Annotated in this window: 23 protein-coding genes; 9 read left to right on the plus strand and 14 right to left on the minus strand. The window is 43.7% G+C overall.

Annotated elements, in window-relative coordinates; translation table 11 throughout:
* Positions 1 to 5: 5 nt before the first annotated feature.
* The 5 genes from NQ095_RS15470 to NQ095_RS15490 form a co-directional block, all read right to left on the minus strand.
* Positions 6 to 575 carry a helix-turn-helix domain-containing protein gene (locus NQ095_RS15470; RefSeq protein WP_258264353.1) on the minus strand — a complete coding sequence of 190 codons (570 nt, stop codon included), beginning with the start codon at positions 573 to 575 and terminating at the stop codon, positions 6 to 8.
* Positions 576 to 789: 214 nt separating this feature from the next.
* On the minus strand, positions 790 to 1,848 hold the full coding sequence (locus NQ095_RS15475; protein WP_258264356.1) for a C45 family autoproteolytic acyltransferase/hydrolase: 1,059 nt from the start codon (positions 1,846 to 1,848) through the stop codon (positions 790 to 792).
* A 79-nt stretch (positions 1,849 to 1,927) separates the two neighbouring features.
* Positions 1,928 to 2,446, minus strand: a complete 519-nt coding sequence (locus NQ095_RS15480) for a hypothetical protein (RefSeq protein ID WP_258264357.1) — start codon at positions 2,444 to 2,446, stop codon at positions 1,928 to 1,930.
* Positions 2,447 to 2,613: 167 nt separating this feature from the next.
* Positions 2,614 to 3,216 carry an ATP-dependent Clp endopeptidase proteolytic subunit ClpP gene (gene clpP, locus NQ095_RS15485; protein ID WP_309137651.1) on the minus strand — a complete coding sequence of 201 codons (603 nt, stop codon included), beginning with the start codon at positions 3,214 to 3,216 and terminating at the stop codon, positions 2,614 to 2,616.
* Positions 3,217 to 3,219: 3 nt separating this feature from the next.
* A complete protein-coding gene (locus tag NQ095_RS15490; RefSeq protein WP_258264359.1) occupies positions 3,220 to 3,894 on the minus strand; it encodes a sigma factor-like helix-turn-helix DNA-binding protein in 675 nt (224 codons plus the stop codon).
* A gap of 187 nt (positions 3,895 to 4,081) precedes the next feature.
* On the opposite strand from NQ095_RS15490, the gene NQ095_RS15495 reads away from it, so the two are divergent.
* From NQ095_RS15495 to NQ095_RS15510, 4 genes are all read left to right on the plus strand, one after another.
* The gene (locus NQ095_RS15495) at positions 4,082 to 4,756 is read left to right on the plus strand and encodes a response regulator transcription factor (protein WP_258264360.1); all 675 of its coding nucleotides are present in this window, start codon (positions 4,082 to 4,084) and stop codon (positions 4,754 to 4,756) included.
* A complete protein-coding gene (locus tag NQ095_RS15500; RefSeq protein WP_258264361.1) occupies positions 4,753 to 6,123 on the plus strand; it encodes an ATP-binding protein in 1,371 nt (456 codons plus the stop codon). Before NQ095_RS15495 ends, NQ095_RS15500 begins: the two co-directional genes overlap by 4 nt.
* Before the next feature lie 72 nt (positions 6,124 to 6,195).
* The gene (locus NQ095_RS15505) at positions 6,196 to 7,233 is read left to right on the plus strand and encodes an ABC transporter permease (RefSeq protein ID WP_258264362.1); all 1,038 of its coding nucleotides are present in this window, start codon (positions 6,196 to 6,198) and stop codon (positions 7,231 to 7,233) included.
* A 1-nt stretch (position 7,234) separates the two neighbouring features.
* Positions 7,235 to 7,888, plus strand: a complete 654-nt coding sequence (locus NQ095_RS15510) for an ABC transporter ATP-binding protein (protein ID WP_258264364.1) — start codon at positions 7,235 to 7,237, stop codon at positions 7,886 to 7,888.
* Between the two features lie 23 nt (positions 7,889 to 7,911).
* Here NQ095_RS15510 and NQ095_RS15515 read toward each other — a convergent pair whose 3' ends face one another.
* The 5 genes from NQ095_RS15515 to NQ095_RS15535 all read right to left on the minus strand — a co-directional run bounded on the left by NQ095_RS15515 (position 7,912) and on the right by NQ095_RS15535 (position 12,148).
* Entirely contained in the window at positions 7,912 to 8,394 is a 483-nt protein-coding gene (locus NQ095_RS15515; RefSeq protein ID WP_258264365.1) for a hypothetical protein, read from the minus strand.
* Positions 8,364 to 8,942 carry a hypothetical protein gene (locus tag NQ095_RS15520; RefSeq protein ID WP_258264366.1) on the minus strand — a complete coding sequence of 193 codons (579 nt, stop codon included), beginning with the start codon at positions 8,940 to 8,942 and terminating at the stop codon, positions 8,364 to 8,366. Before NQ095_RS15520 ends, NQ095_RS15515 begins: the two co-directional genes overlap by 31 nt.
* Before the next feature lie 41 nt (positions 8,943 to 8,983).
* Positions 8,984 to 10,078 (minus strand): class A beta-lactamase-related serine hydrolase, encoded by a 1,095-nt coding sequence (locus NQ095_RS15525; RefSeq protein WP_258264367.1) that lies wholly within the window; start codon positions 10,076 to 10,078, stop codon positions 8,984 to 8,986.
* 111 nt (positions 10,079 to 10,189) lie between these two features.
* Positions 10,190 to 11,056: a DMT family transporter gene (locus NQ095_RS15530; protein ID WP_258264440.1), complete on the minus strand. Its 867-nt coding sequence runs from the start codon at positions 11,054 to 11,056 to the stop codon at positions 10,190 to 10,192.
* Between the two features lie 234 nt (positions 11,057 to 11,290).
* A complete protein-coding gene (locus tag NQ095_RS15535; RefSeq protein ID WP_258264368.1) occupies positions 11,291 to 12,148 on the minus strand; it encodes an AraC family transcriptional regulator in 858 nt (285 codons plus the stop codon).
* Positions 12,149 to 12,321: 173 nt separating this feature from the next.
* Between NQ095_RS15535 and NQ095_RS15540 the strand changes: the two genes are divergently transcribed.
* The 3 genes from NQ095_RS15540 to NQ095_RS15550 all read left to right on the plus strand — a co-directional run bounded on the left by NQ095_RS15540 (position 12,322) and on the right by NQ095_RS15550 (position 14,776).
* The gene (locus NQ095_RS15540; protein WP_375162850.1) at positions 12,322 to 12,831 is read left to right on the plus strand and encodes an SRPBCC family protein; all 510 of its coding nucleotides are present in this window, start codon (positions 12,322 to 12,324) and stop codon (positions 12,829 to 12,831) included.
* Complete coding sequence (locus NQ095_RS15545) at positions 12,832 to 13,152, plus strand: ArsR/SmtB family transcription factor (RefSeq protein WP_258264369.1); 321 nt, start codon at positions 12,832 to 12,834, stop codon at positions 13,150 to 13,152.
* A 145-nt stretch (positions 13,153 to 13,297) separates the two neighbouring features.
* Positions 13,298 to 14,776, plus strand: a complete 1,479-nt coding sequence (locus NQ095_RS15550) for a flavin monoamine oxidase family protein (protein ID WP_258264370.1) — start codon at positions 13,298 to 13,300, stop codon at positions 14,774 to 14,776.
* A gap of 42 nt (positions 14,777 to 14,818) precedes the next feature.
* Here NQ095_RS15550 and NQ095_RS15555 read toward each other — a convergent pair whose 3' ends face one another.
* Positions 14,819 to 15,184: a permease gene (locus NQ095_RS15555; RefSeq protein ID WP_258264371.1), complete on the minus strand. Its 366-nt coding sequence runs from the start codon at positions 15,182 to 15,184 to the stop codon at positions 14,819 to 14,821.
* On the minus strand, positions 15,181 to 15,393 hold the full coding sequence (locus NQ095_RS15560) for a helix-turn-helix transcriptional regulator (RefSeq protein ID WP_258264372.1): 213 nt from the start codon (positions 15,391 to 15,393) through the stop codon (positions 15,181 to 15,183). Before NQ095_RS15560 ends, NQ095_RS15555 begins: the two co-directional genes overlap by 4 nt.
* Before the next feature lie 257 nt (positions 15,394 to 15,650).
* On the opposite strand from NQ095_RS15560, the gene NQ095_RS15565 reads away from it, so the two are divergent.
* Positions 15,651 to 16,088, plus strand: coding sequence for a hypothetical protein (locus NQ095_RS15565; protein ID WP_258264373.1), 438 nt, complete (start codon positions 15,651 to 15,653; stop codon positions 16,086 to 16,088).
* A gap of 78 nt (positions 16,089 to 16,166) precedes the next feature.
* Here the strand turns inward: NQ095_RS15565 and NQ095_RS15570 are convergent, their stop codons facing one another.
* Positions 16,167 to 17,102 (minus strand): NADP-dependent oxidoreductase, encoded by a 936-nt coding sequence (locus NQ095_RS15570; RefSeq protein WP_258264374.1) that lies wholly within the window; start codon positions 17,100 to 17,102, stop codon positions 16,167 to 16,169.
* Between the two features lie 190 nt (positions 17,103 to 17,292).
* Here NQ095_RS15570 and NQ095_RS15575 point away from each other — a divergent pair, with 190 nt between their 5' ends.
* Positions 17,293 to 18,711: an NAD-dependent succinate-semialdehyde dehydrogenase gene (locus NQ095_RS15575; protein ID WP_258264375.1), complete on the plus strand. Its 1,419-nt coding sequence runs from the start codon at positions 17,293 to 17,295 to the stop codon at positions 18,709 to 18,711.
* A 37-nt stretch (positions 18,712 to 18,748) separates the two neighbouring features.
* Here the strand turns inward: NQ095_RS15575 and NQ095_RS15580 are convergent, their stop codons facing one another.
* Positions 18,749 to 18,922, minus strand: coding sequence for a hypothetical protein (locus NQ095_RS15580; RefSeq protein ID WP_258264376.1), 174 nt, complete (start codon positions 18,920 to 18,922; stop codon positions 18,749 to 18,751).
* Positions 18,923 to 19,034 lie beyond the last annotated feature (112 nt).

A 19,034-nucleotide genomic window follows, 5' to 3' on the forward strand; every position in this document is an offset into this window, starting at 1 on the left:
TCTTATCAGGAGGGAATTTCATAATCCGTTGCCTTTACATCTTCTTTAATCAGCTGAGTGGAGGCAGAGCTTCCTCCAATCAGTTTACCTTTATGATTAAATAAAGGATGGCAGGTAACATCATATTCATATGTTTGATCGGATAATGGGAAAGAGATTTTCCTTCTAATGGATGTACGAACGTTAATGACCTCTTGCTTTAATCTCATTAATTCCCTGGTACCATCATTATCTTCTAATTCCACGTCCCGCTTACCAATTACTAAAACAGGATCGAAGTCCGGAGGTGGGTTAAAAATCCATGTATATCTTAACTCTAAATCAAAATGGGCAATCACCATCGGGGAATCTTGCAGGGCGAAATGAAAGGGACTTTCCTCTAACTCGAATACGGAAACGTGAAAATTCAGCAAGTCTGCCAAATTCTCTGCCAGTCTCCTGCTTGGTACTCTAACTCCACTTTCAATTTTTGAATAGTAGGACCTGTCGATATGAACTAAATAGGCAATTTCTTCTTGGCTATACCCCTTCATCTTTCTCAATCGTTCAAGCCAATTTCTCTTTTGATAACTCATTCTCATCCCTCCTACAAAACCTTTCTAGTTCTATTATACTGATTCAATATACAAAAACTATGTGACTATTTTGTCACTATTGCAAAATAACGTAAAACCGACTAAAAGCCCTACATTTAAGGAAAAAACAGAAAAATTCTTCTAGTAAAATGGAATTTTCGTCTCTATCCATACACAAAAAAAGAACTCCAGGAGTAAACCTGAAGTCCTACATTTAATTCCCGAACCAATCCGCTCCCTCATCCATATGAACAAACGGAATATCAGTATCCACTTTACCTGTCATTTTCTCCTGTTCAACATTCTTACCCTTTAGCCATTCGTCAAAATCAAAGATAACAGGCTCCCGATCCCCGCCAAGGGCAAACCATGCTTTCATTTCTTTCGGAAAATATGCCGATGTATGTATCGTGCCGGCCCAGCTACCGTAAAGATCAGAGAATACCCCTTTATCACTGTCATTCATTAATCGGAAGGCACTATGGGCGTCGTGTTCACCCGTTTCCTTAAGGATGCTCAATCTTCGCTTCGAGTCGACCAGGTGATTTCTGTTTTCGTGGGTCATGATTTCAAAATGATTGGTACACGCATTTTCTTGCCTTACCTCTACCCCACGCGGTGAGGTTTCCACGATAAACGTTTCCCCCCTCCTGTCATTCACAACATAGCTGAATGAGTGCCGATGAGGGATCTCCTTCAACATGTCAATGGCTTCGATAACATCTTTACACGATTCGAGGATCAATCGTCCAATCATGCAGCAGATGAAACCATCACCGAGATTTTTCCGGTGCATGAAGTTATACCCCAATGCCAGGCCATTTTCGTTCATGCCGTCCATCCTGCCGGTCACACGTTGACTTGGACCAATGATCGCGTATCCTGTATCCGTCGGTTGAAAGAACGTATAGCGTCCCTCATAGGTTTTGGGATGGTAATCATAATTTCTGATCAGATAATCGTTCCCCGTCATGATCGAGCACCCGGACTTCACATAATCCACCCGGTAGCCGCCAAACTCCTTCAGCACCCGCTCCATCGGCCACTGGAGTGCTTCCTGTAAGCCAAAGAGTTCATCCCAGATCCCTGGGGCAAATCGCTTGATTGCTCCCTTTGCTTCCTCAATGCTGATGGAAAAGCGAGGCTTACGTACTTTCCATTGATTTTCCCGATTCCTGACCGTAATCGAATCCTTTATTCTTTCTCCCTGCAAATAACCAAAATCGTAATGAGATCCACGAAATTGAATCACATCGCTATGTATTGTTTTCATGCTAAAACCTCATTTTCATCAGTATCTATTCTACAAGGATAATAGAATGGATCAGAAAAAGAAAGAAATCTCCATTCTCCTAAACACGCTTATCAACTGGAAGAAAAACCATTATCACAAAGCAAATGATGAACGCCATACCCGTTACCAATTCCCCAATGAAAAAACCGATTGTACTCATGAATTCGTCTTCACCTGGATACTGAGGGACATATGTCATCCATTTATAGAGGATAAACAAGAACAGAAACAAATAAAAACCGCTTCCCACCAACCCCGCTTTCAACCTCTCACCTTTCCCCCAGTCTCTCGCATAAACAATCGATTGCCACACGATGATACTGGAAACAACTGCCCCCACCATGATCACAAGGTGAACGTATGGAATCATCATGAAGGTGATACCATATAATATCAACCCCGTTGCCCCAAATAATAGGAGGTTCACTCCAAATAGAAAAGCACCAATCAACCAAGGGTTTTGAAACCAATTGTGCTTATTGAGCGAAACAACCCATTTCATTCTATATGTTTTCCCTCCGGACTTTCTCATAAAAAACAACACACATATAAATCCCAATAAAATCATCAGCGTCATAATTCTATACCCTCCTTCTCATCCACAGTCGATTTTACCATATTTTTCTTAATAATTGTGCCACGGCTGTACCTGGTACACATCCAGTGATATATACCAGGTACATGTCCAGTCGTTAAAGCCGAACAAAACAAAAAGAACGGCCACATCGACCGTTCCTCCCACCATCATTTACTCTTCTCTATAATTTCATCAATAATCCCATATTCTCTGGCTTCATATGCACTCATAAAATAATCACGATCAGTATCAAAGGCAACTTTCTCTACGGATTGCCCCGTTTTCTCAGCGATGATTTCATTGATATGTTCCCTTAATTTCAGGATGCGCTTTGCAGAAATTTCAAGGTCAGTCGCCTGCCCCCTTGCCCCGCCTAATGGCTGATGAATCATGATTTCACTGTTCGGCAGGGCAAATCGTTTCCCTTTCGCACCTGCAAGAAGCAGCATCGCCCCGAATGAAGCCGCCATTCCCGTGCAAATCGTCCGTACATCCGGGCTGATATACTCCATCGTATCAAAGATCGCGAATCCTGCGGAAGTCGAGCCCCCCGGACTGTTGATATATAAAGAGATATCCTTTTCGGGATCATCCGCAGCGAGAAATAGCAATTGAGCCACGATACTATTGGCCATCTGATCATTTACTTCGTCACTCACCATGATGATCCGGTCCTTTAATAATCGTGAGTAAATATCGTAGGAGCGCTCTCCTTTACCTGATTGTTCAATCACATAAGGTATTGTATTCATGATTTTTTCCTCCCTCATTCGTTATGCCGCCATTGAGAGGACGTTTGAAGACGATGAAGATGCCGGTGCCATCATGTGGACTGTTGTACCATTGGCGATCAGCGTCGGGATGTAGGCGATAAGGAGACTGGGATCCTGTGCTTTCAGGCTCCGATATAAAATGGCGTTTAACTCTTTTTGAAGAGGAACCTCACCATATGATTCACTTTCTCCCCATTCATCATCACCTGAAATCTTTTTCAGTTTGGATCTGGAACGGTTCAACAAGGCCTTTACAGCGGTTTCCGTCAAATTTAATAGATCCGCCACTTCAGAAATCTTGTACTGAAAGGCTTCCTTTAATACGAAGGAAATCAGCTGCTTTGGAGTCAGCTTATGGGACATCATTTCAATCATATCGGGACTGACCCACTCTTTTGAAAGATGTTCGACAGTCGACTCGGGAACTGGACCGATGGTTTCCCTGCTTTCCTTCCGTCCTTTATCAATCCAAAGATGATACGCCATTTTCTTCAGTAACGCAGAACTCCAATCCTGAGAATCAGGGTATCGGCTGAGTGCTTTATAAACAGACTCCTGGGCAAGATCTTCCCCGTCCCATTTATCCTTCGTCAGAAAATAACAGTATCGTAACAGTTTTGGAACCATTTCCTCCATCGCCTCAGCGTCCCTGTTGTACACCGACCTCATTTGCATTGTCTTCACTCCTTTGCATCCTCTCATGCTTATAACGGATAAGTATGGGAAAAAGATATGGGTAAAAGGATGATTTTTCTTATTATTATATCCAAAGGGAGGGAGTTTCGTCATAAATTGGTTTCCTCTCCTTCACTTGTGCTAAAGTGAAATCATAAAAAATCGTTTACAGAAATGAGGTGCCGTTATGATATCGATCCTTGTAGTTGATGATGATCCACATCTCCGAAAGCTCGTTCGTGTGTATTTGGAGCAAAATGGATACATGGTGACAGAGGCACCAGACGGCGAAGCGGCTTCCGTCACTCTACTCGATCAAACCGTCGATCTTGCCATTGTCGACCTGATGATGCCGAATAAAGACGGATTTCAGCTGGCAGAAGAAATAAGGTCAGACTATGATATCCCGATCATTATGTTGACGGCCAGGGGCAGTATCAAGGATAAGGCAAAAGGATTCCAGGCAGGGACCGATGATTATATGGTGAAACCCTTTGAGAAGGAAGAGCTCCTCTTCCGGGTCCAGGCAATCTTGAGACGATTCGAACGCGCTGGTTCTCAAACCGTCCGCCTCGGAGACATGACCCTGGATAAACGATCTTATGAGGTAAAGGCCGGGAGGAGAACCATGATTCTCCCCCTCAAGGAATTCGAACTACTATATTATCTTGCCAGTTTTCCATACCGGACCTTTACAAGGGATGAGCTGATCCAGCATGTATGGGGAATGGACTTTGAAGGGGACGACCGAACCGTCGACGTCCATATTAAAAGACTGCGTGGACGGTTCCGGGATTCTTCCCATTCCTTTACAATCACAACCGTACGGGGAGTCGGATACAAATTGGAGGTGCACAAATGAAGAGCCTTTATATCCGGATCGTTGTAGTCACCCTTTTCATTATGATGATAAGCAGCGTGATCGCCTTTATTGGCTCGAATCTTTACTACCAGAAGATCTTAAAACCTTCCAATGATAAAAAAAACGCAGAAATCGCCCATGACGTGGTGGACCTATTCGAAGCAGCCTCCATGGACGAGTCCACCTTTTTTGAAAAGACGGCAAAACTCAGCTATCAATTTTATGTAACCGATGGAGAGGGAGACGGAACATTTTATGGAGAGGAGTTTCGGAATCGAACCTTGTCGTCCAAAGTGATAAAGAATGTAGTGAACGGCAATACATACCATGGCATGGCTGAATATCCCGCTACCACATTTGTAACAGGATTTTTCTCAAACGAGTTGTCAAACTCGATCGGTGTCCCGATTCAAATCGACGGGAAACCATATGCCATGTTCATGAGACCGGACATCAAGCAGCAGTTCAATGAGATCCACATTCTCCTGGCTGTACTGCTCCTCCTGACGATTGCACTAAGTATGCTGATTGTCTTCTTCAGTACAAGGTATTTAGTGAAACCGATCAGGGAGCTCACCGTCGCTACAAAGAAGATTGCCGATGGGGATTACTCCATAGAGCTGAAGGAGAACCGACAGGATGAGATCGGGACACTTGCCCGGTCATTTATGTTCATGAGCCGGCAGCTGATGCAGGTAGAACAAATGCGTCAGGAATTCGTTTCAAATGTGTCCCATGAAATTCAGACACCCCTCTCATCCATGAAAGGATATGCGAATCTGCTGCGTTCCCCTTCCCTTTCCAAAGAGGAACATGATGCCTACACCAAGGTGATTGAATCTGAAAGCACCCGGTTGTCCAAGGTAAGCAAACAGCTTTTGACCCTTGCCTCTCTTGATAAGGATCATGGAGCCATCAAGCGTGAATCTGTTAACTTGACTGGAATGCTTCACACTCTCATAAGCCAAACGAGGTGGCTGTGGGAAGAAAAAGACCTTGCCCTCTCACTGGAGGCGGATGAGGTGATCTATTCAGGAAACGAAGACCTGCTTTACCAGGCATTCGAGAACCTCTTATCTAATAGCATAAAATATACTCCACCTGAAGGTGAAATCCGTCTCTCCCTTCAACAGGAACAAAAAGGCATCATGTTTAGGATAGAGGATACCGGAATCGGCATTCCTCCAGAACATACGGGGAAGATCTTTGACCGTTTCTACAAAGTGGACGAAGCACGCAGTCAGGAACGAAACAGCAGCGGACTGGGTCTCTCCATCGTGAAGAAAATCATCTCCCTCCATCACGGAGACATTCATGTTGAGAGCATTCCTGACGGTGGGACCACCTTTACAGTGACGCTTCCTTAATCTGATGTTCATCTTCCGTTCATACTTCCCTTTTATGATGAAGGGGAAGTAATGAAAGGGAAGGTGATTTTTTTGTTTCTTGCATGGAAAGAAATTCGCTATGCCAAAATGAAGTTCTTATTGATTACAGGCATCATCACATTGATAACCAGCCTGGTGTTATCCATATCCGGATTGGCCAATGGTTTGTCCGTGGATAACGCCTCTGCCATAAAGAACATGACCGCTGACATATACGTAGTCGAAGAAAGCGATCAACATCAGCTTGAACGCTCTATGATGACCCCTGACGATATCGACGCTGTAAAAGGAGGCTCTCCCCTGGGATTAAAGATGGTGGAAATGATCCATGACGGGGAAACCGTGAATATCAGCCTCTTCGCCTTAGATTCTGAGAGCCCATTCATGCCTGACGGAGAAGAAAGCGTGAAACTTGCTCCTTATGAGCTCCTTGCAGACCCTGCTCTCAAAAAAGAAGGGTATAAACCAGGGGACACCTTCACCTACGGGGAGAAAACATGGATCATCAGGGGATTTACGGAAGAACGCTTTAGTTATGGGCATACGCCGGTCATGTTCACGTCGATTGAGACGTGGAAGGATCTGCTTGGTGATGACCTTAGATACCAGGCACTTCTCTTCAAAGACCATGAAGGGGAAGATATCCCTTCCAATCTGGACAAGGCATCCAAGGATGACATTCTTTCAAACGTACCGGGTTTTTCAGCTGAACAGGGGTCTTTAAAGATGATGGTGATCTTTTTGCTCATCATTTCTGCAATTGTCCTGGCTACGTTCTTCTATGTCATGACACTGCAAAAGCTCCATCAATACGGTGTGCTGAAAGCAATCGGGGCAAAAACAGGCATTCTGCTCCGTGCCCTTTTTGTCCAGATTTCCATTCTTTCGACCTTCGGAATCCTAGCAGGAAATACCCTTACGTATGGTTTGACACAACTAATTCCAGGAGATGTCCCGTTTGAAATATCTTCCGGAATGATCTTGTTAAACAATGGTTTGATTCTAGCCATGGCTTGGATCGGTTCTCTCCTATCCTTTAGGAGCATTATGAATGTAGATCCCTTAGAAGCAATCGGAGGAGTGAAATAAGATGACATCGATTTTGGAATTAAACGGGGTTACGAAGACATACAGACAGGGACAAGAACGGCTCACAGTACTGGATCATGTTTCAATGATGGTCTACAGCGGGGAGTTCGGTGCGATCCTGGGGCCTTCCGGTTCTGGAAAAAGCACACTCCTCTCCATCATCGGGGCGTTGACCAGCCCTTCAAGTGGCGAAGTGATCATAAACGGACGTAATGTTCACGACATGAGCAACAAAGAGCAAACATCCCTTCGCCTAAAGGAAATCGGCTTTATCTTTCAACAATCCAATCTTGTTCCCTTCTTGACGGTTGAAGAACAATTATTGCTCGTCGGGAAGCTCACAAGACAGAAGGACCGCCTTCAGGCACGGGCAGTAGAATTATTATCTCATCTTGGACTTGATGAACGGCGCTCCCATTACCCTGAACAGCTCTCAGGCGGCGAACAGCAGCGGGTCGCCATCGCAAGAGCCCTCATGAATGAACCGAAGCTGATCCTTGCCGATGAACCTACTGCGAGCCTCGACAGGGAACGGGGGAAATCCGTTGTGGAATTATTAGTGAAAGAAACGAAAGAAAGAAATATCGCCACCATCATGGTCACTCATGATGAGTCGATGATCGGGGAATGTGACTGGGTTCATCGAATGAGGTAAGAGATGGGAAGTGCCTGAAACAGTCAGGCACTTTCTTCATTTTGGTTTAACAGCCCCTTCAATTTCTCTGGATCATCGACTCTCATAGCCACTTTAAACACCTCTTCCTTTCTACCCATGAACTGGGTCGCTTCGACAGGCTCCTTCAAGAACAGGATCAATTGAGGATGAATCTCTTCAAAGTCTTTCTGCATAAAGACCATAGTGTCTTTATTTGGTTTCTTCTCTCCCCATTCTATTCGGTCAATGTTTGATAAGGACAAAATCAATCGTTGCCTCAGTCCTTGAGCAATGTGCATCTCGGCATTTTTCACTTCCACAGGATGCAATCGTGTAATTTGGATTTCGGCCAGTACGAGAAGAATGCTGTACACGTTTAGAACGAGCAAAATGAATGACAGGACGGGAATTTTGGAGTGCAACCACCAGTGAAGACCTATTGTTTCAATGGCAACGGCATGAATGAGCATGATATTCATGGCGATGGCACTGGTCTTATGATGCATCGTAACCACCCCGTCATGAGTGGGACTTTTTTTCTCCAGCTGAAGAAGGCGTAATACACCATCAGAATCTCAGAGGCCACGATTCGGATAAGAGGAAGTCTGCTTACCTTTCTTTCCACGGCAGGAAGGAATGAGAAGATCGGTCCTGTTCCCGATGATCTCATTTCAGCCCGGATGACTGGAATTCTCTTGAGGAGAAGGAAGATCAGACCAAGTTCTGTCAGAAAGAACAAGGCTTCGAAGCTTATCCCGGAGTACAGAAGGATTGTATAGGGTGCAAAGAATTCTTCAGGGATGATAACTCTTGCTATGACCAATCCTAATACGACGAATCCGACCGCCTGCTTCTTTGATACTTTAAAAGCTGCATAGGCAAGTGCAGGTGAAATGATGACTAAATCCACTAAGGATCCAAGTACTGCACTACTTTCAAGTTCAATGGCCAGGAACTGCTGCACGGCAGGCTGATACAATAATACATTGCACAGGATGACGATTGATAACAGGGCAAGTGCCCATGATGCCCATTTCGTGTCACGGAGGACCATTAGAAACCACCTCTCCTTCACTGAAATTCCATTTACTTACATTATAACTCTAACAGCTTTTTTCGGAAATCTTCTTCTCTTAAAATATTGAGCATGAATGAATTCAAACTTCCTGAGATCTTTTCTAATTCCCCAGGTTCCAACTCGTTTGAAAAGATGGCAATCTCCGTTGAATTACCTTCTTTGTCTGTGGCATACGCAGCATTGGTGACAAGGAACTCTGTCGATCCCCCTTTTTGTCCGGCATGCTTCAACCACTCTTGATTGATAGGATTCTCCATAAGACCTTCCATGACTGAATCCAACCACTTCTGTGTTTCTTTATTAAAATAACGCTTAGAATTTAGCTTCCCCATGAGTGATGCGTATTCAAAAGTAGTACTGCTGGTCAGTCTGTCGGACCATATCTTCTGCTGGGGCTCACTACTGTGCCAATTTTCTATGTACGTATCTTTTCCTCCATTTTTTAATGAGTGTGTAACGGTTTGAGCTGTTTGTATGTATTCTTCTTTTGACATCGTCATAATCTTCGACTCGATATAGTCATCCGTAAAAGACGGATTTTTCATTTTAAAATATGTTGGAATCAGCATGGATCCGGAGATAGGGTAGAGCGCCTCATGTTTTTCAATCCCCAATTCGTCCATTGATCTGTTGATTTCCTCACTTCCAAGAAGCTCCATCAAATAGTCAGTGTTGGCGTTGGAGCTGAATAAGATCATCCCTTTCACTACGTTTTCAAGGTTAGTCGTGTTTCCAAGCAGTAGTCCCTTTTCTTTGGAATACGTAATCCATTCTTCATGTGCTCCCCCATCCGTATCAGGGATATAGTATCGATCAAGGTCTTCCAGGGAAACGTTCAGGGAAGGGTCCAATTTCTGTTCGCCGCATTGCCTCGCATATTCAATGGCCACGATTGTCTTCATCGCGCTTGCTAACGGGAACATCTCATCTTCCCTGACGGACACGAGCGTTTCCCCATTCCGAATCACCGTTAAACTCCAATTCTCGTGATGTTTTAAATAGTTTAACAGATAGTTGGGATCCTTTTTCCCCGCGTTCTGCCTAATGCCTACCACAATGATGATCAAAGCGATAACCAAACCAACTCCAATAATGAGTAAAGCCACCTTCATTTTCCTCGCTCCTGTCTTTAGTACGGTTAGTATATATACGGTTGAAAAATGGGAAATGTTTCATTTTTCCAACGTAAAAAACCTATCCATCATGTGATGGATAGGTTTCATTCATGCTGCTTGTTTTTTACCTGCTTCATTATTCTTGAGGAACATGTACAATGACGCCCCAAAAATCACAATGTACCCAATGATGCTGTATACGTCAGGAATCTGTCCGAACAGGAAGATGCTGATGAGAGCGGAATATACAACAGTCGAGTAGAAGAAGATCGATATCTCCCTTGCCGGTGCAAACTTGTACGCGATCGTAATACCGAACTGACCGACTGTCGCAAATACACCTGCAGATAACAGGTAAACCCACTGTTTCACGCTCATCGGCTCATAAAATCCGATGACAAACGGAAGCAGCACGACCGTTGTAAAGAAGGAGAAGTAAAAGACGATCGTATAAAACTTCTCCCTGCTCCCGAGTACTCGCAGCACCGTGTAGGCACCTGCGGCAAAAATGGCGGAAAGTACGCCAGCAACATACGGAATGACATCAAAGGAAAATGCGGGTTTGATGATGAACAATGTCCCGATGAACGCAATGATGATCGCCACCACCTGAAAGACGCGCGTCCGTTCTTTCAAGAATAGTGCCGAAAAGATGATGGTTAAAAACGGGCTCAGCTTGTTCAGCATATCGGCATCTGACAGTACAAGATGATCGATTGCATAGAAGAACAGCACAATACCGACAGCCCCTAAACTAGAACGCAGTAACAGAAGCTTCTGATTTTCTTTTTTTCCAAACAGACGTTCCTTATGGTACCGGACAAAACCGAATGCAATGAATGCAGAGACGATATTCCGGAAAAAGGTTTTCTGGATCGTCGGCACATCCCCCGACAACTTGACAAACGCCGCCATCAGGGAGAAACCAAACGCTGATAATAATAATAGTAAAATTCCTTTATTTCGATTTGACATCATTTCCTCCAATGATAAACAATTTTGCAACTCAATCAGTGTATCAAAAAAAAGGCGGCAAGGAAAAAGAACGGTTCGCAATCCTGCCTGGAAAAAAGACGGGGCCACCGCTTACCTTAAGCAGAGGCCCCGTCTTTTTTCCAGGAAATAAACTTTCAAAATTAAGACATAATAATTGTCTGTTTTCACTTCTAAAGAAGTCTAATTTTTTTCAATTGAGATTTACACCCTTTTTTATTTCTTCATGATGGGAACCCAAACTTCACATCTATAATCCTCGTCATTCGGATTTCCCGGTGGATACAATTCAAACTCCGGTGCATCTCCATGCTCATATCCTGTGGAAGGGAACCATTCAGAGAAAATCCGCTTCCACACATCCTGGATCGCTTCCGGCATCGGACCAACCGATTCAAATACTGCCCATGTGGAAGCAGGTACCTCTTTAACCTCCAGTGAGGAATGATGATTAGTTTTCTTTTCTGACCCGATAAAATAGGTAAACTCTTCATTCGGATAATCAAACTCCATGCAGATTCCGAGCATTTCATCATTATTTGCTGCCTCACAAATTTCACTGTCCAAGCCCGAAGTATTCACCTCATCCCAAAATGACGGAATCTCCTTCAAGTTTTGACCGTTACTGGTTGAGACTCTTTTCCCTTTTCCAATCACCTGAAATGCTTCTTTTTCAACGATTCTATAATTCACTTCGACTTCCCCTTTTAATTGGATTTGGAAGGATATACGCGGGAATGCTTTCAAGGGAATTCCTGATTCTTTTACCTGGGATGGGGAAACACCGTGAGCTTTTCGAAATGCCTTCGAGAAAGATTCTGGTGTTTCATATCCATACCTGAAAGCGACATCAATGACCTTTACATTCGCATTATTCAGTTCCTGAGCCGCAAGAGTCAGCCTTCTCCTCCTGATGTAATCAGCTACAGTGCAGCCTGTAACTAAAGAAAATAACCTTTGAAAGTGAAACTTCGAGTTCAATGAGAGCCTTGCAAGCTCCTCCATCTCGATCTCTCCTTCAAGATTCTCTTCTATATACTGAATGCAGTCATTCATCCTATGAAGCATTTCCATTGTTTATCTTCTCCTGTCTCAACTAATGTACCATGCAGATTGTATATACTCCGGTCATTCTGTGCGATGTCGTGACCGGTGGTTTCTTTATAAATTGGGCATAGTATACAGATACTAACCTTCACCAAGACATTACTTCTACACTCTTTTACCTATCTCCTCTTTTTATTGACATGAAACCATATGGTGTTATAACATTAAAACGAAACCAATTGGTGTTATTTAATAACAGAAAGCAGGCGACAAATTTGAAACCAAATCAAAGCAACCAACTTCAAGATATTAACCAGACCGTCCTCTTCAATGCCCCCATCCAAAAGGTATGGGACACCGTTTCCACTTCAGAAGGCATTTCCTCATGGTTCATGCCTAATGATTTCCAACCTGAAGTCGGGTATGAATTTCATATTCAGTCCCCCTTCGGCCCGTCCCCATGTAAGGTATTGGAAGTTGATGAGCCTCATAAGCTGTCCTTCTCCTGGGATACGGATGGCTGGTTCGTTACATTCCTTTTAAAAGAGATTGGGACACAAACCGAATTCACGCTGATTCATGGTGGCTGGAAGCATGATGATGCAGTTGTTTCAAAACCGAACGAAAAAAGCTCCGTTATACGGGAACGAATGGCGAACGGCTGGGTCGGCATTGTGGACCAGCGACTTCGGAAGGTGGTGGAGGAATAAGTGTCTGCCGTTAAACATGATGTATTCCATGCGATTGCAGATCCGACCCGTCGTGAAGTGCTTCGTCTTCTTTCGGAAAAAGAGATGCCCATTTCGGCTTTGACTTCCCATTTTCCGATGAGCAGGACCGCCGTTGCAAAGCACCTTACCATTCTTACTGAAGCCGAATTGGTCCGCGGGGAAAAGGTCGGAAGAGAGAAAATTTATCGCCTTCATCCCGAACCTTTGACACAATTAAAGGACTGGCTCGCCTATTACGAGCAGTTCTGGAATAATAAGTTGTCTAAGCTGAAGTACATCGTAGAAAGTAAGGAAGAATAGCAAAGAGGGACGGACCTTTAAATTCAAGGTTCGTCCCTGTTTATTTTTTACAAATTAGAGTTGAAACCACATCTGCCCCGTCTATTTCCCTTCACTCCTATCATATATTTAAATAATGCAGCTTCGGCTTAAGGGGGAGAACGAGATGGGAAACAGAGCTGATGATCATCATTACGGTGATCTTTCTTATCCTGATGATATGGTATCCATCGTTAAAAATGGATTGGCTCCCACACAAAAACCAAGTAAAGTGATTATCATTGGTGCAGGTATGGCGGGCTTGGTGGCAGGATCCCTTTTGAAAAAAGCAGGGCATTCCGTTACGATCCTTGAAGGAAATGACCGGATTGGCGGAAGGGTATATACGTTGCGACAGCCTTTTTCAGAAGGCCAATACCTGGATGTCGGTGCCATGCGATTTCCAGAAACCCATGATTTAGTATTTGAATATATTCGTAAATTCAACTTACCTACCAATGAGTTCATCAACAAGAGCGATCTGTATCTCGTAAATGGCGTTCAAACGACAGATTCCAATTACAATTCAAATCCGGGTATTTTCAACTATCCCTTCCCCCCTGAGGAACAAGGCAAAACAGCCATCGAGTTATTAACCTCCGCCGTGAAACCTTTTTTAGACTTGTACGAAAAAGCTAGCCCAGAGGAACAGGAACGGTTACGATTGAAGTTTGATCATTATTCTTTCGATGTTTTCTTGAGGTTCAATCCAATCGGAACCTCCCTTTCACCCGAAGCTATCCGTATCGTAAAAGTCATCCTTGGTATAGAAGGGTTTCCCGAGCTATCATTCGTTGATATTCTTCTTGATATTGTTCGAACCGTATTCAATGATAAATTAAAGTTTTATGAAATAGATGGTGGGAATGATAAGCTTCCCTACTCCTTCTTGCCAGAGTTGCAACAGAATATCTTCTATTCTCAAAAGGTCCATGGAATTATTCAGAAGGATGACGGTGTAGAAGTTATAGCGAGAGACCGAACCACCAACCGTTATCATCGCTTTGAAGGAGATTATACCATCGTTACGGTGCCTTACTCAGTTTTTCAATTCATTGATGTGCATCCCTATCATTCGATTTCTTTTCAAAAATGGAAAGCGATACGGGAACTGAATTATGTTTCGTCAGTAAAAATAGGCTTGGAATTCAAGTCGAAGTTTTGGGAAACCTATAAAATTGGAAATATCATAACGGATCTTCCCATCCGGTATACGTACCGACCAAGTCATAAAATAGGCGTGGCAGGTCCAGGTGTCATGCTGGGCAGTTACAGCTGGGGACAAAATGCAAACCTGTGGAATAGCCTGCCTGAGGAAGAACGGATTCGCGAAGCACTCCAGGGGCTTTATAAAATTTATGGAGAGCAAGTGTACAAAGAATTTACTACTGGCGCCTCCTACAGCTGGGGAGAAAATCAATTTTCTGCCGGTTGTTTTACGCTATTCGCTCCAAATCAGGCATCTGATTTTTCTGACCATCTATACTTACCTGAACACCGCATCCATTTTGCAGGGGAACACACATCCCCTTTTCACGGCTGGGTCGAAGGGGCAATCGAATCCGCCATCCGTGCCGCCTATGAAGTCAATAATCGAACGGATTGAATGGAGGGACGGACCTTTGACACAAAGGTCCGTCCCTCATTATTAATAAATCTTCGCCATGATTACCATGGATATGAATACGGTCATGATGGTGAGGCTGGTTATGATGTACATTAGGTTCAAGGCTGTGAGTTCGATCAGGCCAATCCCCAGAGATGACATGATGATGATGAAAAAAAATAAGAGGGCAAAGTACGAATAGAAGATCCCCTTCTCCCTTATCACTTTCATTCGCTCATCCTTATCCTTGAATTGTGGATAAAGATAGTACATACAAAAACTCATGACAGTCAAAGCCAGTGGATTAAGAGCATAATAGGGAAAATTTCCTGCCATGATACCTACAAAAAACAAGAAAGCAGTCTGTAGTGCCATAATACAGCCTATAATCAGATAACTCTTCGTCACAACTCCTTTCCTCCCTTCTCTTCATAAACGAAAATCTCTTCAATAGACACATCAAATACCTTTGCCAACTGAAAAGCGAGATTCAAAGAAGGGTCATACTTTCCCTTTTCAATTGAAATGATGGTTTGTCTTGATACTCTGAGTCTCGCAGCCAATCTTTCCTGTGAGTATCCAAACGTCTTCCGGTATTCTACCAGTTTATTTTTCAAAGAGAGCTACCTCCTTATATTTCCATATCATAATGTAAAGGACACTTGACGTCAAGTGTCCTTTACATTATTTTAAGAATTTGTTTCACCACATAATCGATGTAAAAAAAGAGGGACGGACCTTGATTTCAAAGGTCCGTCCCTCCTCGCTTCTCCCATCCATTCCTGGGATATGATGAGATTTTAATAGACATGTTTAGTCTTGAACAAACAGGGGAACCAGGTGAAATGACAATGATAAGGAAGAGGGTAGTATAATGGGGACATATGGAATAGATTCAGGATTAAAAAAGCTTGAAGACAATTACATACAAGCACTAAACCTAAATGAAAGCAACACAATAGAACAGTTCATTGAAACATTTCTCTATGATTCGTGGGAGTATAATGAAGAAAATATGGAATTGATTATATCTGTAATGGGCCGTGTTAACAGAGGTGACATTCATCAGACGATATTTAGCCAGTCATTTGATCGGATGATAACTCATTTACAAAAAAAGCTTTCTAAAGTGGATCACGATCGAAACTTCCCTATTGTTCATTCAAAGACCGGAGCTTCAATTCTAGTTTCATTTGTAGATGGAATGATCATTCAATACTTTGCAGGGATTTATAGTGTGGGTGACTTAAGAAAGCTCACACCTCAGCTTAAGCAATCGATTTTAAACGCTATCAGCATTTCAGGCAGGTAGCTTATAACTTATATTAATTCCTTAAAACTATGTAGGAGAGGGACGGACCTATGATTTACAGGTCCGTCCCTCCTTTAATTATTTCACTTTGATCACAATTTTCCCTTTTGCGTGGTGCGTTTCACTTAGGGCGTGGGCGTCTTTTAACCCTTGTTCACTCAGTTCGAATGTTTCTCCTAGCACTGGCTTTAATTGCCCCGATTCATACAGGTCGGCAAGCTTTGAAAGCTGTTCTCCTTTGGGATCGAGCCATAGGAATTCAGCTTTCACGCCATACTTTGCTGCTTCCTCCTCATTCGGAGGCTGTGCAATCGATACGAGCTTTCCGTTTTCCTTGAGGACTTTATAGCTGTTGGACTGTATTTCCCCGCCCATGGTATCCAGCACCAGGTCGAAGCTTTGTAACACTTCACTAAAGTCTTCTTCTTTATAATTGATGAATTGATTGGCTCCCAATGACTTGACGAACTCTTCATTTTTACCGCTTGCGGTTGTGGCGACATGTGCTCCGAAGCTTTTGGCAATCTGAATCGCAAAATTCCCTACCCCGCCGGATCCTGCGTGGATCAGCACCTTATCTCCTTCTTTGATTTCACCAAAGTCGACTAAGCACTGCCAGGCGGTCAATCCGGCCAGCGGAATCGCAGCCGCTTCTTCAAAGCTCATGTTTTCAGGCATTTTAGCGAGCAGTTCTTCATCTATTGCCACATACTCAGCATAGGTACCTTCCCTTGTCGTAGCCGGTCTTGCAAATACACGGTCACCCACTTCGAATCCTTTTACATTCTTCCCTTTTTCGGCGATGACTCCTGCTGCATCCCATCCCAGGATGATCGGAAATTCAAAGTCCAGCATATCTTTTAAATATCCTGCCCGTACCTTCCAATCAATGGGGTTGATGGATGTTGCATGATTTTCCAACAGTATTTGACTGTCCCCGATTACGGGCTTATCAATTTCTTTCTCCTGTAATACCTCTTTATCTCCATATTGGTTGATGATGATGGCTTTCATATAATTACGTCCTCCTTGTTTTAGAACATACTGTTTATCTTCCCTCATATTTAGGGTATTTAAACTATGAATAGCCCATCGTCATTCATTAACGTTTATTACTGGATTCTTCCCTCACACTATTGTAAATTTAAGACAAACTACATAGTCATAAGCATATGGGAATCTATCTTACTAAAGGAGGAACACTATGCAACACTACAATCTCATCATCAATGGAGAACAAACCGGATCGGATCTTGAAAAGAAAGAGGTAACCAATCCTGCCACATCAGAAGTGATCGCCACCATTCCGAATGGAGGTAAAAAAGAGGCTTCGAAGGCGGTGGATGCCGCTCATGAGGCATTCAAGGAATGGTCCCAATTTTCGGCATACGAACGAAGTGAACTCATCCGAAAATGGTATGATCTTATTAATGAAAACAAAGAGGACCTTGCACGTACGATGACCATCGAGCAAGGAAAACCGCTAAAAGAAGCACTCGGCGAAATTCAATATGCCAATGGATTCATCTCCTGGTACGCTGAAGAAGGAAAGCGGGTTTACGGGGAACAGATCCCTGCCACTCAGCGTAACAAGCGATTATTCGTCCATAAGCAGCCGGTCGGGGTGGTAGCGGTCATCACACCGTGGAACTTTCCTGCGGCAATGATCACACGCAAGGTGGCACCGGCACTTGCCACTGGCTGTACGGTCGTGATCAAACCGGCAAATCAAACCCCTTTGACTGCGTTAAAGATGGCTGCACTTGCTGAAGAAGCCGGCATCCCGAAAGGCGTCGTCAACGTCGTGACAGGTGATTCGAAATCCATCGGGGAAGCGTGGATGGAAGATACACGCGTCCGGAAACTGACCTTCACCGGTTCAACGGAAGTCGGAAAGGTCCTGATGAAAGGATCTGCGGACACCGTTAAGAAAATATCCCTTGAACTTGGCGGCCACGCCCCTGTAATTGTGATGGATGACTCTGACCTGGAAAAAGCCGTTGACGGAGTCATCGCATCCAAATTCAGGAATGCCGGACAAACCTGCGTCTGTTCCAATCGGATTTATGTCCATGAATCCATCGCAGATACTTTTTCTGAAAAACTGGTTGAAAAAGTGAAAGGGCTGAAAGTAGGAAATGGGCTCGAAGAAGGCGTCGATATCGGTCCATTGATCGATGAAAATGCCATCGAAAAAGTCCGTAAGCATGTGAAAGATGCCGTAGACAAAGGAGCTTCCGTTGCCTACGGAGGAAAAGGAATAGAAGGGCTATATTATGAACCGACTGTCTTGACGAACGTGAGTGATGACATGCTGTGCATGAATGACGAAACATTCGGTCCGGTCGCTCCGATCACCACCTTCAAAACCGAAGAGGAAGCGATCGAACGGGCCAATGACTCCATTTACGGCCTCGCTGCCTATGTATTCACCGAGAATATCACCAAGGGGATCCGGATCAGTGAGCAACTTGAATACGGAATCGTCGGATTGAACGATGGGATGCCATCGACTCCACAGGCTCCATTCGGAGGATTCAAACAAAGCGGCCTCGGCCGTGAAGGCGGTCACCAGGGCATAGAAGAATTTCTGGAAGTGAAGTATATTTCCCTCGGATTGTAAGCACAGACAAAGGCACGCATCCCATGCGTGCCTTTGTCTATTTTTTTTGAAAACGTTCCCTGATTTCCCGGTATAGATACAATGCCCCTGCCATTAAGAATAAGAAAATAATAAAATTCATATTTTCCGGTCCAGTAAACCCGTCAAATCCTTGTAAAAATAAGAATAGCATTCCGAAAGAAAGATAGATTGCCGCAGCAACATGCTTCATGGAACCACCTCCCCTACCTTTTCTATATACATATTCCAGACACGCTGCTTGCATAACCTGTAGATAGAGAAGAAATTAACATTATAGTAGGAAAATTTATTGACGATACAAA

Source organism: Rossellomorea sp. SC111 (assembly GCF_024733565.1).
Classification (GTDB): Bacteria; Bacillota; Bacilli; order Bacillales; family Bacillaceae_B; genus Rossellomorea.

What these genes read in the sequence shown, in the direction of transcription:
- NQ095_RS15470 (WP_258264353.1), bottom strand. Translation starts at nt 575, where the DNA reads ATGAGTTATCAAAAGAGAAATTGGCTTGAACGATTGAGAAAGATGAAG.
- NQ095_RS15475 (WP_258264356.1), bottom strand. Translation starts at nt 1,848, where the DNA reads ATGAAAACAATACATAGCGATGTGATTCAATTTCGTGGATCTCATTAC.
- NQ095_RS15480 (WP_258264357.1), bottom strand. Translation starts at nt 2,446, where the DNA reads ATGACGCTGATGATTTTATTGGGATTTATATGTGTGTTGTTTTTTATG.
- clpP (WP_309137651.1), bottom strand. Translation starts at nt 3,216, where the DNA reads ATGAGGGAGGAAAAAATCATGAATACAATACCTTATGTGATTGAACAA.
- NQ095_RS15490 (WP_258264359.1), bottom strand. Translation starts at nt 3,894, where the DNA reads ATGCAAATGAGGTCGGTGTACAACAGGGACGCTGAGGCGATGGAGGAA.
- NQ095_RS15495 (WP_258264360.1), top strand. Translation starts at nt 4,082, where the DNA reads ATGATATCGATCCTTGTAGTTGATGATGATCCACATCTCCGAAAGCTC.
- NQ095_RS15500 (WP_258264361.1), top strand. Translation starts at nt 4,753, where the DNA reads ATGAAGAGCCTTTATATCCGGATCGTTGTAGTCACCCTTTTCATTATG.
- NQ095_RS15510 (WP_258264364.1), top strand. Translation starts at nt 7,235, where the DNA reads ATGACATCGATTTTGGAATTAAACGGGGTTACGAAGACATACAGACAG.
- NQ095_RS15515 (WP_258264365.1), bottom strand. Translation starts at nt 8,394, where the DNA reads ATGCATCATAAGACCAGTGCCATCGCCATGAATATCATGCTCATTCAT.
- NQ095_RS15520 (WP_258264366.1), bottom strand. Translation starts at nt 8,942, where the DNA reads ATGGTCCTCCGTGACACGAAATGGGCATCATGGGCACTTGCCCTGTTA.
- NQ095_RS15525 (WP_258264367.1), bottom strand. Translation starts at nt 10,078, where the DNA reads ATGAAGGTGGCTTTACTCATTATTGGAGTTGGTTTGGTTATCGCTTTG.
- NQ095_RS15530 (WP_258264440.1), bottom strand. Translation starts at nt 11,056, where the DNA reads ATGTCAAATCGAAATAAAGGAATTTTACTATTATTATTATCAGCGTTT.
- NQ095_RS15535 (WP_258264368.1), bottom strand. Translation starts at nt 12,148, where the DNA reads ATGGAAATGCTTCATAGGATGAATGACTGCATTCAGTATATAGAAGAG.
- NQ095_RS15540 (WP_375162850.1), top strand. Translation starts at nt 12,322, where the DNA reads ATGAAACCATATGGTGTTATAACATTAAAACGAAACCAATTGGTGTTA.
- NQ095_RS15550 (WP_258264370.1), top strand. Translation starts at nt 13,298, where the DNA reads ATGGGAAACAGAGCTGATGATCATCATTACGGTGATCTTTCTTATCCT.
- NQ095_RS15565 (WP_258264373.1), top strand. Translation starts at nt 15,651, where the DNA reads ATGGGGACATATGGAATAGATTCAGGATTAAAAAAGCTTGAAGACAAT.
- NQ095_RS15570 (WP_258264374.1), bottom strand. Translation starts at nt 17,102, where the DNA reads ATGAAAGCCATCATCATCAACCAATATGGAGATAAAGAGGTATTACAG.
- NQ095_RS15575 (WP_258264375.1), top strand. Translation starts at nt 17,293, where the DNA reads ATGCAACACTACAATCTCATCATCAATGGAGAACAAACCGGATCGGAT.
- NQ095_RS15580 (WP_258264376.1), bottom strand. Translation starts at nt 18,922, where the DNA reads ATGAAGCATGTTGCTGCGGCAATCTATCTTTCTTTCGGAATGCTATTC.